Here is a 14,432-nt window from a genome sequence, read left to right as displayed (position 1 = left end):
TTGATATATCCCCGATCCCTGTCCGTTGCGCGCAATACCAGCACGATCTCCAAGCCTTACACACTATTGCAAATGCAAATTATTATCAATAGTATTTGGCGTACAGTGCGTTCGGGCGGTGGCCGGCGATAGGGAAAAGTCGACGTTCCCGGTGCCGCCAACTACAAAATGGGTAGGCGTTGTGAATACAGAACTACAGTCAGAAAGCAGCAGATTATTGGCCAGCAGCAATGCTGGCAGTCCAGGGTGGTGGTTGACGGTGGCACGGCGCGGTACGCCATGGGTAGAACCGGCGGGTAATGGCCGCTGGCGAACCACCTTTTTCTGGCGCGATCCTCAGGGATGCGAATTGACCTCCGCCTACCGCCGCGTGTGGATCAACATCAACTGCCTGACCGACCATCACCAGCCGAATCCGCCGCAAAGCCTGCAGCGTCTGGCCGGCACCGACGTGTGGTACTGGCAGACCGAGCTGAGCGGCGCCTGGCGCGGCAGCTACTGCTTTATTCCCTGCTTTGACGAGCGGCCGCCGGCGTTCAGCGGCGACGATGCGCACGCCAACATGCACAACCTGCGCCACTGGTGGCACCAGGTGTTCGCCAGCGCCACCCCCGATCTGCTCAACCCGTATCGCTCCTGGCAAAGCGCCAGCGGCCACAGCGTCTCCGGCCTGCACATGCCGGATGCGCCGCCGCAGCCGGTATGGCGTTCGTTCGACGAGTATGAGATCGCCAGCGGGCGCTGCACGCCGCCGCTGCCGGCGCGTTTGCAGCGCCATACCTGGCAGAGCGAGCGCCTGGGCAACAGCCGCGACGTCTGGATCTACACCACCGGCGACAGCAAGCCGGCCGAGCGTCCGTTGGCTATCCTGCTTGACGGTCAGTTCTGGGCGAAGCAGATGCCGGTCTGGGAGCCGCTGATGCAGCTGACCCGCGAGGGAGCGTTGCCGGAAGCGGTGTATGTGTTGATCGACATCATCGATCTGCCGCACCGGGCGCGAGAATTAACTTGCAAGGACGATTTCTGGCTGGCGGTGCAGGAAGAACTGATGCCGCAGCTGGCCGACTGGGCGCCGCACAGCGACAAACCGGCCGATACGGTGGTGGCGGGGCAAAGCTTTGGCGGCCTGGCCTCCCTGTATGCCGGGCTGCGCTGGCCGCAGCGTTTCGGTGCGGTGATCACCCAGTCCGGTTCCTACTGGTGGCCGCGGCGCGACATGCTGCAGCTGCCGAGCATTCCCGACGACGCCTGCTGGCTGATGCAGCAGGTAGAACGGCACGGCTTGGGCAACCACGGCGCGCTGAAGGTATTTATGGAAGCCGGTTCGCAGGAAAAGCTGGTGCACCGGGTCAGCGGCGAAATGGCAGCGCGCCTGAGCGACGCCGGCCATCGGGTGCACTACCGGGTGGTGGAAGGCGGGCACGACGCGCTGTGTTGGCGCAGCGGCCTGACCGACGGGCTGCAGGCGGTCTGGGCCTCCGCTTTCGCCACCGCTTACCCGGCATCGGCGACGGCACGAGGAACACATGATGGAAAGCCTGAATCCGTTCGATGATCCACAGCAGCGCAGCCTGGTGCTGCGCAACGTACAACAACAATACAGTTTGTGGCCGGATTTCCGCGCCATTCCGTCCGATTGGACGATAGTCTTCGGCCCGGCGGCGCGCACCGCGTGCACCGAGTGGCTGGAACAGCATTGGCAAGACATTCTGCCGGTCGCAGCAAGCAAGGCGTGACCGGCGCCAGGTAATCACGGGAGCAATAAGCAGTGTCACACACCCCTAACTCTCTCAGCGGCCCGGCGCTTGCGGGCGAATGGCCGCTGGTCGCGGCGCAACCCGGCATCTGGGTCGCCGATCAAATCTCCCCGCATCGCAATGCCTACGCGGTGGCCCACGCCATCGAACTCAACGGTCCCATTGCCGTGGAGCCTCTGCTGCAGGCCATCATCCAGGGCCTGGGCGAGGTGGACATGCTGCGCCTGCGTTTTGCGGAACGTGACGGCGTGCCGGTGCAATGGTTGGATAACACGCTGGCGGTGCACGAGCCGGAACTTGTCGATCTGACGACGTCGCCGGATCCCGAAGCCGCCGCGCGCGCGCTGATGGACATCGATCTGGCGAGCGATCTGCGCGCCGGCAGCGGCGCGCCGCTGTATCGCCATGTGGTGATGCGCCTGGCGGATAACCGCTGGTTCTGGTATCAGCGCTATCACCATCTGCTGGTGGACGGTTTCAGCTTCACCGCCATCGCTCGCCGCGTGGCGGCGATTTACACCCATCTTTGCCGCGGCGACGCGCTGGAACCGACGCCTTTCACGGCGTTCAGCGACGTGGTGGCGGAATACCAGGCTTACCGGGAGGCGCCGGCCTGGCAGCGCGACGCCGATTTTTGGCTCGAAAAAGCGCGGCAGTTGCCGCCGCCGGCCACGCTCTGCCCGCAGCCGCTGGCCGGGCAAACCCCCACGCCGCGCATCCATCGATTGGAACAGCGCTGCGATCCGCAGGCCTTCGCCGAACTGGTGCAGTGCGGCGCGCAGCAGAAGCTGAACGCCGCCGATATGGCGGTGGCGCTGGTGGCGCTGTGGGTATCGCGCCTGAGCGGCCAACCGAGTTTCAGCGCCGGTTTTATCTTCATGCGCCGTACCGGATCGGCCGCCCTGTGCGCCGCCGGGCCGGTGATCAACGTGCTGCCGATGGAGATGCACCTCGAGCCGCAGGCCACGCTGTATGAGGCCGCCGCCCGCATCAGCCGCGAGCTGAAAACGGTGCGCCGCCATCAGCGCTACGACGCCGAACAGGTGCAGCGCGATCTGGGGCGCATCGGCGACGGCGAACCGCTGTACGGCACGGTCTTCAACTTCAAAATGTTCGATTACCAGCTGGATTTCGCCGGTATCGAAGGCATCACTCACGATCTGGCCTCCGGGCCGGTGCGCGATCTGGAGATTGCGCTGTTTATCGACGAACACCATCAGTTGAAGGTGGAGCTGCTGGCCAACGCCGAGCGTTATGGTCGCCAGGAACTGCAGGCGCATCTGCAGCGGTTGCCGCTGCTGCTGGCGCAGTTCGCCGCGCAGGCAACGTTGCCGATCGGCGAAGCCGATATGCTGACCGCCGACGATCACGCGCTGCTGGCGCGGGTCAACGACACGGCGCACCCGGTGCCGGCGACCACGCTGAGCCAGTTGCTGGCGCAGCAGGCGCAAACCACGCCGGACGCGCCGGCGCTGGCGGATGCGCATTTCAATTTCACCTACCGCGAAACGCGCGAGCAGGTCATGGCGCTGGCGCGTGAGCTGGTTGCGCAGGGCGTGCGGCCGGGCGACATCGTGGCGGTGGCGCTGCCGCGTTCGGTGTTCCTGTCGCTGGCGTTGATGGCGATCGTGGAAGCGGGCGCCGCCTATCTGCCGTTGGACACCGGTTATCCGGACGAGCGGCTGGCGATGATGCTGGAAGACGCCGCGCCCCGGTTGGTCATCACCAACCCGGCGCAGCAGGCGCGGTTCGCCGACAAGGGCGAAATTTTGCTGTATGACGCGCCGCTGCCGGCCGATCACGCCGCCGGGGTGGCGATCGCGGGCCCGACGCCGAACCATGCGGCCTATATCATCTTTACTTCCGGCTCCACCGGGCGCCCGAAAGGCGTGTTGGTCGGCCATCAGGCGATCGTCAACCGCTTGCTGTGGATGCAGCACCAGTATCCGCTGGGGGCGGACGACGCGGTGCTGCAGAAAACGCCGTGCAGTTTCGACGTCTCGGTATGGGAATTCTTCTGGCCGCTGATGGTCGGCGCCCGGCTGGTGATGGCGCCGCCGGAGGCGCACCGCGATCCGCAGCAGCTGCAACAGCTGATCGCGCAGCACCGCATTACCACGCTGCACTTCGTGCCGTCGATGCTGGCGGCTTTCGTTGCCGCCCTGGACGACGACGCGGCGGTGGCGAGCTGCGCCGCGCTGCGCCAGGTGTTCTGCAGCGGCGAAGCGCTGCCGGCGGAGCTGTGCCGCCTGTGGCAAAGCCGCACGGCGGTGCCGCTGCACAACCTCTACGGCCCGACCGAAGCGGCGGTGGACGTGACCTGGCATCCGGCCTACGGCGACGCGCTGGCGAAGGTGACCGGCGCCAACGTGCCGATCGGCCTGCCGGTGTGGAACACCGGGCTGCGCATTCTTGACGCGCGCCTGCGGCCGGTGCCGCCGGGCGTGGCGGGCGATCTGTATCTGACCGGCGTGCAGCTGGCGCACGGCTACCTTGGCCGGCCGGATCTGACCGCCAGCCGCTTTGTCGCCGATCCGTTCGGCGAGGGCGGGCGCATGTACCGCACCGGCGACGTGGCGCGCTGGCTGCCGGACGGCGCGGTGGAATATTTGGGCCGCAGCGACGATCAGCTGAAGATCCGCGGGCAGCGGATCGAGCTGAGCGAAATCGACCACGCCTTGCTGTCGCTGCCGGGCGTGCGCCAGGCGGTGACGCACGCGCTGGTGTTGCAGGGCACGCCGGTGGACGCTGGCGGCGATGCGCGCCAGTTGGTGGGCTATCTGGTGATGCAGCCTGGCGCGAGCTGGGATGCGGAAGCCCTGCGCGCGGCGCTGGCCGACCGGCTGCCGCCGCACATGGTGCCGGTGGCGCTGGTGGAAATGAGCGATTTGCCGCTGAGCGCCAACGGCAAGCTGGATCGCAAGGCCTTGCCGCAGCCGCAGGGCGGCGAGCGCAAGGCTGGGCGGCCGCCGCAGGCCGGGCTGGAAAGCGAGATCGCGGCGGTATTTGCCCGATTGCTGCAGCGCGAGCAGGTGTTCGCCGATGACGATTTCTTCGCGCTCGGCGGCCATTCGCTGCTGGCGATGCGGCTGGCGGCGGAGCTGCGCCGCGATCTGGGCAAGGCGGTGTCCGTCGGCCAGGTAATGGTGGCGTCGCGCGTCGAGCAGCTGGCTGTCTTGTTAGCGGAAGATCGCACGCAGGAAGAGGCCGATCGCAGCGGCTTCGACAGCGTATTGCCGCTGCGCGTCACCGAGGGGCCGACGCTGTTCTGTCTGCACCCGGCGTCGGGTTTCTCCTGGCAGTTTAGCGTATTGCCGCGCTATCTCGATCAGCACTGGTCGCTGGTCGGTATCCAGTCGCCGCGGCCGGACGGCCCGCTGGCACTGAGCGAAGATATGGATCAGGTGGTGGATGCCCACCTGCAGACGGTGTTGCAGGTACAGCCGCACGGGCCGTACCACTTCATCGGCTATTCGCTGGGCGGCACGCTGGCGCAGGGCATCGCCGCCCGGCTGCAGGCGCGCGGCGAGCAGGTGGCGTTCCTCGGCCTGCTGGATACCTATCCGCCGGAGACCCAAAACTGGGACGTGATGCTGGACGACAACGTGTTGAAGGAGGTGCAGCGCGAGCGCGAGCAGTTCCTGGCGGTGTCGCAGGATACGCTCGATCCGGCGCTGGGCGAGACGCGCACCGCGATGTTCGACAACATTGAAGCCAACTACGCCGACTCGGTGCGGTTGTTGTCGCACACGCGTACTGCTCGTTTCCACGGCCAGGCGACGCTGTTCGTCGCCAAACGCACGCTGCAGGAAGGGATGGACGTGCAGCAAACCTGGTCGCAGTACGTCGATGCGCTGCAGGCGCACGAGCTGGACTGTGCGCATGTCGATATCGTTTCGCCGGCGTCGTTCAAAGTGCTGGGGCCGCTGCTGAACCGGATCTTGCGCACGCTGTAATCGCGCCCGTCATCTCGCCGCCAGGCACGGGGATGACCCCGCGTGTGGCGGCGTTTCTTGCGGTTGTTCACGGTTGAATATCAATGAGTTTTATTATCATTATTGATTTCGCCATCTGTGCTAGCATAGCGCCCCGCAACTGCAGAATCCCCGTTTAACGATGTGGTGAAAAACCGATGAGTAGCAAACCCTCCATCCTGCTTGATTTTAGCCTGCTGAAAACCAACCGGGCTTTCCGCGCGGTATTCTGCGCGCGCTTTATTTCCATTGTGGCGCTGGGGCTGATGGCGATCGCCATCCCGGTGCAGATCCAGGCGCTGACCGGTTCCACCCTGCAGGTCGGACTGGCGGTGACGCTGGCCGGCGGCGGCATGTTCGCCGGGCTGCTGATGGGGGGCGTATTGGCCGATCGCTATGAGCGGCGCCGACTGATCCTGTTCGCGCGCTCCACCTGCGGCATCGGCTTCGTTGGCCTGTGCCTCAACGCCCTGTTGCCATCGCCTTCGCTGGCGGCCATTTATCTGCTGGCGGTGTGGGACGGCTTCTTCGGCGCGGTGGGGGTGACGGCGCTGCTGGCGGCCACGCCGGCGCTGGTGGGCCGCGAAAACATCGTGCAGGCGGGCGCCATCAGCATGCTGACGGTGCGCTTCGGCTCGATCCTTTCTCCGGCGATCGGCGGCCTGGTGATCGCCCATATGGGCATTGCCTGGAACTACGGCCTGGCGGCGTTCGGCACCCTGCTGACGCTGCTGCCGCTGCTGAGCCTGCCGCAGCTGATGCCGCCGCCGCAGCCGCGTGAACACCCGCTGCGCGCGCTGGCGGGCGGTTTCGCCTTCCTGTTCCAGAACAAGGTGATCGGCATGGTGGCGCTGATCGGCGCGCTGCTGACCATGGCCAGCGCGGTGCGCGTGCTGTACCCGGCGATGGCGGAAAGCTGGCACATCGACGCCGCCCACCTCGGCTATATGTACGCCGCCGTGCCGCTCGGCGCCGCCATCGGTGCGTTCACCAGCGGGCGCGTGGCGCACGTGGCGCGCCCCGGCTGGGTGATGCTGCTGACGGCGATCGCGGCGTTCGCCGCCATTGGCCTGTTCGGCCTGATGCCGTGGTACAGCCTGGCGTTGCTGTGCCTGGTGGCGTTCGGCTACCTGAGCGCGCTGAACTCGCTGCTGCAATACGGCCTGATCCAGAGCCTGACGCCGGACAACTTCCTCGGCCGCATCAACGGCCTGTGGACGGCGCAAAACGTGGTGGGCGATGCGCTGGGCGCACTGCTGCTGGGGGCGATGGGCGCCTTTATGCTGCCGGCGATGAGCGCCAGCGGTTTCGGCTTCGGCGCGGCGCTGCTCGGCATCCTGTTGCTGTTCGCCATGACCGGTTTGCGCCAGGTGACGCTGCACAAACCGGAGCCGCAGCCCGCCACAGAAAAGTAGTCGAACGCGTTAAGACAACGCTGTGGGATCAAATAGCAATGCTTATCATCGGCATGCGTAAAACCCACAGCGTTTATGTCATGATTTTGAAATGAAAGAAGTGCTTACGTTTATTGACATGGCAAATATCGGCGAGTAATTTAGCGCGGAATTAACTCAAATGATAATCATTATTATATTGGTTATCACTTCAAAATCTGAGGGCGAAGCGATGGATACTGCCGTGAACGACATCAATCGAAAGGAAATGCAGGAGCGCGAAGAACACCGGTTCGCCGCTGATTTTTCTCCGGCGTCGGGCTTCTTCTTTACCTCCCCTTTCCGCAGCTTGACCACCACCGGATGTTTCAGCCGCATTCGCCTGCCGGCCGCGGACGGCGCCGATCTGAACGGCGAGTTCCAGCGCAGCGTGCGGCAGGCGTTTGCCGAGGCCCGTCAGGCCGGCATCAAAAACCCGCTGCTGTGCGGCGCTATCCCGTTCGATACCCGGCAGCCTTCGGCGCTGTTTATTCCGCAGCAGAGCCGCTGGTTCGATCGCGCCGCTTTTATGGCCGGCGTTCAGCCGGCGGCAGAGGGGCCGGAGCTGGCTGGCATAACGGAGCTGCCGCAGCAGCAGCCGTTCATGAACATGGTCAGCGATGCCGTTGACGCGATGAAGGCCGGTGAGCTGGATAAAGTGGTCTTGTCGCGCCTGCTGGAGATCGAAACGCGCCGGCCGGTGGATCGCCATGCGCTGATGGCGCGCGTGATCGCCCAAAACCCGCACGGTTTCCACTTCCACGTGCCGCTGGAGCAGGGCGCGCTGTTGGGCGCCAGCCCGGAGCTGCTGCTGCGCCAGGACGGCGGCCGTTTCTACTCCAACCCGCTGGCCGGTTCCGCCCGGCGCGATGCCGACCCGCAGCGCGATCGCGAAGTGGGGGAGCGGCTGATGGCCTCGGCGAAAGATCGCCACGAGCATCGCATCGTCACCGAAAGCATGCGTGACGTGCTGGCCGGCCGCTGCCGCTACCTGAACGTGCCGCACACCCCTGAACTGTTGACCACCACCACGCTGTGGCATCTCTCCACGCCGATCGACGGCGAGGCGGCGTCTCCAGACGAAAATGCCCTGTCGCTGGCCTGCCTGCTACACCCGACGCCGGCGCTGTGCGGCATGCCGACGGCCCAGGCACACGCCCTGATCGGCAAGCTGGAGCCGTTCGATCGCGGCCTGTTTGGCGGCATCGTCGGCTGGTGCGATGACGAAGGCAACGGCGAGTGGGTAGTGACTATCCGCTGCGGCACCGTTGACGGCAACCGGGTGCGTCTGTTCGCCGGCGCCGGCATTGTGGAAGACTCTTCACCCGAATCTGAATGGCATGAAACAGGCACCAAACTCAGCACCATTCTGCGTGCCTTTGGTATGAATCAAGGATAACGACAAGATGAGCATTGCCTTTACCCCCTGGCCGGCGGAGTTCGCCAGCCGCTATCGCGAACGCGGCTACTGGACTGACAAGCCGCTGACCGAGATCCTCGACCGCCAGGCCAACAACGACGCCCCGGCGATTATCGACGCCCAGGGCAGCCTGACCTACCGCGAGTTGCAGCAGCGCTCCGATCGCCTGGCGGCCGCTCTGCTGCGCCGCGGCGTAAAATCCGGCGACACCGCGTTGGTTCAGCTGGGCAACGTGGCGGAGTTCTATATCGTGTTCTTCGCGCTGCTGAAAATTGGCGTGGCGCCGGTCAACGCGCTGTTCAGCCATCAGCGCAGCGAGCTGAACGCCTATGCCGAGCAGATCAAACCGGCGCTGCTGATCGCCGATCGCCAGCACGCGCTGTTTGCCGACGATCAATTCCTGAACGCCTTCCGCGATGCGCATCCTTCGCTGCGGGTTGTGGCGCTGCGCAGCCAGCCCGAGGGCGAGCTGGCGCTGGCCGCCTGGCTGGATGAAGCGAGCGACGGTTTTGTCGCGCAGCCTTCCGCGGCCGATCAGGTGGCGTTCTTCCAGCTTTCCGGCGGCAGCACCGGTACGCCGAAGCTGATCCCGCGCACCCACAATGATTACTACTACAGCATTCGCCGCAGCGTGGAGATCTGCCGTTTCGACGCGCAGACCCGCTATCTGTGCGCGCTGCCGGTGGCGCACAACTACCCGATGAGTTCGCCGGGTGTGCTGGGCGTGTTTTATGGCGCCGGGCTGGTGGTGTTCGCCGCCGATCCGGACGCCGGGCAGTGCTTCCGCCTGATCGAACAACACCAAATCAACGTGACGGCGCTGGTGCCGCCGGCGGTCACGCTGTGGCTGCAGGCGATCGAAGAGTGGGGCGGCAATGCCCAGCTCGCCAGCCTGAAACTGCTGCAGGTGGGCGGCGCCAAGCTGGGCGAGACGCTGGCGGCGCGCATTCAGAACGAAATCGGCTGCCAACTGCAGCAGGTGTTCGGCATGGCGGAAGGGCTGGTGAACTACACCCGGCTGGACGACGACGAACGCCACATCCTGACGACGCAAGGGCGGCCAATGTCGCCGGACGACGAGGTGTGGGTGGCGGATGACGACGGCAATCCATTGCCGGCGGGCGAGGTCGGCCGGTTGATGACGCGCGGGCCTTATACCTTCCGCGGTTACTACCAAAGCCCGGCGCACAACGCCGACGCCTTCGACGCCGACGGTTTCTACTGCTCCGGCGATCTGATCAGCATCAGCGAAGACGGCTACATCACCGTGCAGGGGCGGCAGAAAGATCAGATCAACCGCGGCGGAGAGAAGATCGCCGCCGAGGAGATCGAGAACCTGCTGCTGCGTCATCCGGACGTGATCAACGCCGCGCTGGTGTCGATGCCGGACGCGCTGATGGGGGAGAAGAGCTGCGCCTATATCATCGCCAACGCGCCGCTGAAGCCGGTGGTGCTGCGCCGCCACCTGCGCGAGCAGGGCGTGGCGGACTTCAAACTGCCGGATCGCTTTATTCAGGTGGACAGCCTGCCGCTGACCCCGGTCGGCAAAGTGGACAAAAAACGGCTGCGCCAGCAGCTCGACGCGCAACTACAGACTCAGGCTCAGGGAGATTAATCGATGGCCATTCCAAAACTTAATGACTACGCGCTGCCGACGGCGGACGAACTGCCGCAAAATAAAGTCACCTGGCAGGTAGAACCGCAGCGCGCTGCGCTGCTGATCCACGACATGCAGCAGTATTTCCTCAATTTCTGGGGCGAAGACAGTGCGCTGATTAAACAGGTGGTGGAGAACATCGCCAACCTGCGCCGCTACTGCAAACAGCAGGGCATCCCGGTGTTCTATACCGCGCAGCCGAACCAGCAGAGCGATGAAGATCGCGCGCTGTTGAACGACATGTGGGGGCCGGGCCTGAACAAACATCCTGAGCAGCAGGCGGTGACCGCCGCGCTGGCGCCGGACGAAGACGACACGGTGCTGGTGAAATGGCGCTACAGCGCCTTCCACCGCTCGCCGCTGCAGGAGATCCTGCAGGAGTCCGGCCGCGATCAGCTGATTATCTGCGGCGTGTATGCGCACATCGGCTGCCTGACCACCGCCATCGACGCCTTCATGCGCAATATCCAGCCGTTCATGGTGGCCGACGGCCTGGCGGATTTCTCGCGCGACGAACACCTGATGGCGCTGCGCTACACCGCCGGCCGCTGCGGCCGGGTGGTGACCACCGCGTCTCTGTTGCCGGCTGCCGGTATCGCCAGCATCGATGCGCTGCGTCAGCAGATCCTGCCGCTGCTTGACGAAGACAGCGAAGACATGGGCAACGATGAGAACCTGATCGATTATGGCCTGGATTCGGTGCGCATCATGGAGCTGGCGACCCGCTGGCGCAAGATCCGCGGCGATATCGACTTTATCGCGCTGGCGCGCAACCCGACCATCGACAGCTGGTGGGCGCTGCTTTCCGAAGAGAAAGCCTGATTTTAATAACGAGAGAGGGCGGCCGCTCGGCCGCCCCGTTGGTTCTATAAGGAGATTACGATGAATGCTTTGATCACCAAGGGAAAACGTGCGGCATTTCCGCTGATGCTGCTGTCCACGCTGCTGTTCTCCAATACGCTGCTGGCGCAGACCGCGCCGGAAGTGCTGCGCAAGCCGGTTGGCAAGGGCGCCTATGAAATGGCCTACAGCCCGAGCGAGAACGCGCTCTATCTGGCGACGTCGCAGAGCCGCAAGCTGGACAAGGGCGGCATCGTTTATCGTCTGGATCCGACCACGCTGGACGTGACCCAGATTATTCATAATGACATCAAACCGTTCGGCGCCGCCGTCAACGCCAAGACCGGCACGCTGTTCTTCGGCAACACCGTCAATAACTCGGTGACCGCCATCGACGCCAAGACCGGCGAGGTGAAAGGCCGCCTGGTGCTGGACGCGCGCAAGCGCTCCGAGACCGTCAAGCCGCTGGCGCCGCGCGAACTGGTGGCGGATGCCGACAGCGATACCCTGTACATCACCGGTCTGGGTGAATCCAGCGTAGTGTGGGTGGTGGACGGCAAGGATCTGACCCTGCGCGCCACCGTGACCGACACCGGCAAATACGGCACCGGCCTGGCGCTGGACGCCGCCGCCAAACGTCTGTACGTTACCAACGCCGACGGCGAGCTGGTGACCATCGACACCCAATCCAACAAGGTGCTGTCGCGCAAGAAGCTGGATGAGTCCAAAGAGCACTTCTTCCTGAACATCAGCCTGGATACCGCTACCCATCGTGCGTTCATCACCGATTCCAAGCAGCCGCAGGTGCTGGTGGTGGATACCCGCAACGGCAACATTCTGAGCAAGATCGACGTACCGGAATCGCTGGCGGTGCTGTTCAACCCGGCGCGCAATGAAGTTTACGTCACCCATCGCCAGGCGGGCGAAGTGAGCGTAATCGACGCCAAGAGCTACAAGGTGCTGAACACCATCAAGACGCCGACCCACCCGAACAGCCTGGCGCTGTCGCCGGACGGTCAGACGCTGTACGTCAGCGTCAAGCAGGCTTCCAGCCGCGAGAAAGAAGCCACCGCGCCGGACGACGTGATCCGCGTAGCGCTGAAATAATCCCGCTCAGGGTACGCGCATATCGAACAGGCGAAGCGGCGACGCTCCGCCTGTTTTTTTTCGCCCAAGGATCTGCGGTATATTGATTAGATGAAGTTTATGATCGCATTGGTAGTCTGTTGCGGGTTATCGAGCATGACCGCATGTCCCGCTCGCTCGATAATGCTTATATTGGCATTTGGTAGTTTTTTCGCCATATTGTCTGCAACCTGGCTGGACAATACCGCCGAAAACCCACCGCGAATAATTAGCGTCGGTATATTGATCTGCGGCAGGGCGTCCCATATTTTTTCGTCCTGCAAAGGGTTGATATATCCATCCCGATCTGATGGCTGAAACATTTTATGCTTGAATGCGGGGTCTGTTTTATTGGTGTAATAGCCATTCTGTTGCGAGAAGCTATGCAGGCAGAAATCATAGAGTAACGCTTGATGGGACAGGGGGTAGATGGCCTGCATGTAGGCATAACAACTTTGGATGCTTGGGAAGTTTGCCGGCTGGCCTCTGTTGTCTGATTGCAGTTTTTCAATGATATTTTTCCCAATCTCAGGAGCCATGTCTATGATAATTAATTTTTTGACGTGCTGCTGGTATTCGGCCGTGTAATAGGTAGCTATTCTTCCCCCCAGAGAGTGACCGACCATTATAAAGTCTGAGAGCGATAAGTAAGCTCTAACTTGTTCTATATCCTTGAGGAAGATTTGCAATGTGTAACTGTTGCTGTCGCTCCAATCAGAATCTCCGTGTCCCCTAATATCGATGGCGTAGACTCGATATTTTTCACTAAGTTCTGTTGCTATATTGTCCCAAATACGCGCGTTGTTATCTAATCCGTGGATCAACAGGCACGCCGGCGCCTCCTGTTCCCCCCAAGATGTCACGTTGATAGATATCCCACAGGAGAGCTTTATTTTCTCATGATGTTGCGTTTCCCTAATCATAACAATCCTATTTGCGGTTGATTAATATGTTGTCTATTGCGTTGAAAAAAGTTCTAATTGACTATCAATGCTCTCTTCAAACTTGATGCCAATGCCGATGAGCCGTATCGGTTTTTTGACATCATGATGCATGGAGAGCAGCTGCGCTTTGAGTATTTCAGCGGTTTCTTTATTAATGAGCCTGTTGGTTATGAGCGTGTCAGATTCATGGGGGGGGATCCCAATGGCTCGGGTAAGGGTCTCAAAGTCGTTAAATCTTATCTTCACTGATACATGTGATATTCTGCGCTGCCAAAAATGGAAGTCATCCAACTCTGCCAGCCTTAGGTTGTAGTTTGATACTAATCCATCGATTTCTTTGGTGATTTCTTCATTATCGTAAATGGGGTCGTAGAATGTCTTTTCTATTCCAAATGATTTTCGCTGGCTTTTTTCCTTAACGACGGCATTGGACACGCCGTGACACGCCTCTAAGAGCTTCAATGCGGTGCGCTTGCCAAAAAGATTAATGAGTTCGGTAATGTCTCGTTCAACAACATCGCCGCAAGTGGATAATCCAATTTTTTTCAGTTTCTCATAACCGACTTTTCCCACTCCGGGTATTTTTATCAATGGCAGGGTTTTCATAAAATCATCACGCATGTCCGGCGTAATGACGAAAAGTCCGTTGGGCTTATTCCAGTCACTGGCTATTTTTGCGAGCATTTTATTAAACGACACACCGGCACTGGCCGTTAAGCTTAATGTTTCGAAAATATCATTTTTTATGCTTTGTGCAATTAGCGTTGCCGAACCGTTATGCAGGTGGCTATCGGTAACATCAATATATGCCTCATCAAGCGAAATAAGCTGTATTTTCTCTGAATACTTACGATAAATAACGCTGAGCTGATTGGATATCAACTTATATTTAGCGAAGTCTGGATGAATCAACACGAGTTCAGGGCAGAGTTTAAAAGCTTCGTACGTTGACTGAGCGGCCCGAACGCCAAACTCTCTGGCTTTATAGTTACTGGTGCAAAGGATCCCTTGGGTTTTTGTTGGGCCGCCGATGGCGATGGGGAGCTCTCTCAGCGCCGGATTGTCGCGCATCTCTACCTGAGCATAGAAACAGTCCATATCAATGTGAATGATTTTGAACCTGCGCTGTTTGAAGTTAAGCATCATCCTGAATCGCTTTAGATAGTATTAATATGGCTTATGAAATTTCCCCATTGCAATATAAGATATATGAATGTGTATGTCTACATATGTTAAGGCATTGTGATGATTTTTCCTTTTTAATCTAAGCGCTTACGTGATG

General features: G+C 61.4%; 10 protein-coding genes. 8 read left to right on the top strand and 2 right to left on the bottom strand.

Going from position 1 to position 14,432, the window contains the following annotated elements; all coding sequences use genetic code 11:
* The first annotated feature begins 181 nt into the window (after nucleotides 1-181).
* The 8 genes from fes (at nucleotide 182) to ABTW55_RS11520 (ending at nucleotide 12,188) form a co-directional block, all read left to right on the top strand.
* The gene (fes, locus tag ABTW55_RS11555) at nucleotides 182-1,555 is read left to right on the top strand and encodes an enterochelin esterase (RefSeq protein WP_072265060.1); all 1,374 of its coding nucleotides are present in this window, start codon (nucleotides 182-184) and stop codon (nucleotides 1,553-1,555) included.
* Nucleotides 1,530-1,736, top strand: a complete 207-nt coding sequence (locus ABTW55_RS11550) for an MbtH family protein (RefSeq protein WP_033655150.1) — start codon at nucleotides 1,530-1,532, stop codon at nucleotides 1,734-1,736. Before fes ends, ABTW55_RS11550 begins: the two co-directional genes overlap by 26 nt.
* 32 nt (nucleotides 1,737-1,768) lie before the next feature.
* On the top strand, nucleotides 1,769-5,713 hold the full coding sequence (locus ABTW55_RS11545; protein WP_033655151.1) for an enterobactin synthase subunit F: 3,945 nt from the start codon (nucleotides 1,769-1,771) through the stop codon (nucleotides 5,711-5,713).
* Between the two features lie 176 nt (nucleotides 5,714-5,889).
* Nucleotides 5,890-7,146 carry an enterobactin transporter EntS gene (entS, locus tag ABTW55_RS11540; protein WP_033649954.1) on the top strand — a complete coding sequence of 419 codons (1,257 nt, stop codon included), beginning with the start codon at nucleotides 5,890-5,892 and terminating at the stop codon, nucleotides 7,144-7,146.
* 211 nt (nucleotides 7,147-7,357) lie between these two features.
* Nucleotides 7,358-8,563, top strand: a complete 1,206-nt coding sequence (locus tag ABTW55_RS11535) for an isochorismate synthase (protein WP_033655152.1) — start codon at nucleotides 7,358-7,360, stop codon at nucleotides 8,561-8,563.
* A 7-nt stretch (nucleotides 8,564-8,570) separates the two neighbouring features.
* Complete coding sequence (locus tag ABTW55_RS11530; RefSeq protein ID WP_060423881.1) at nucleotides 8,571-10,199, top strand: (2,3-dihydroxybenzoyl)adenylate synthase; 1,629 nt, start codon at nucleotides 8,571-8,573, stop codon at nucleotides 10,197-10,199.
* A 3-nt stretch (nucleotides 10,200-10,202) separates the two neighbouring features.
* Nucleotides 10,203-11,063, top strand: a complete 861-nt coding sequence (locus tag ABTW55_RS11525; protein WP_004930014.1) for an isochorismatase — start codon at nucleotides 10,203-10,205, stop codon at nucleotides 11,061-11,063.
* Nucleotides 11,064-11,168: 105 nt separating this feature from the next.
* Nucleotides 11,169-12,188, top strand: a complete 1,020-nt coding sequence (locus ABTW55_RS11520) for a YncE family protein (RefSeq protein ID WP_369783847.1) — start codon at nucleotides 11,169-11,171, stop codon at nucleotides 12,186-12,188.
* Between the two features lie 86 nt (nucleotides 12,189-12,274).
* Here ABTW55_RS11520 and ABTW55_RS11515 read toward each other — a convergent pair whose 3' ends face one another.
* Both ABTW55_RS11515 and dinB read right to left on the bottom strand, forming a co-directional pair.
* Nucleotides 12,275-13,129, bottom strand: a complete 855-nt coding sequence (locus ABTW55_RS11515) for an alpha/beta fold hydrolase (protein WP_060423884.1) — start codon at nucleotides 13,127-13,129, stop codon at nucleotides 12,275-12,277.
* Between the two features lie 33 nt (nucleotides 13,130-13,162).
* The gene (dinB, locus tag ABTW55_RS11510; RefSeq protein WP_060423886.1) at nucleotides 13,163-14,296 is read right to left on the bottom strand and encodes a DNA polymerase IV; all 1,134 of its coding nucleotides are present in this window, start codon (nucleotides 14,294-14,296) and stop codon (nucleotides 13,163-13,165) included.
* Nucleotides 14,297-14,432 lie beyond the last annotated feature (136 nt).

Origin of the sequence: Serratia sp. SM04, assembly GCF_040280225.1 — a bacterium.
In the GTDB taxonomy this organism is placed as follows: domain Bacteria; phylum Pseudomonadota; class Gammaproteobacteria; order Enterobacterales; family Enterobacteriaceae; genus Serratia; species Serratia sarumanii.
This window is presented reverse-complemented; position numbering and strand designations above follow the sequence as displayed.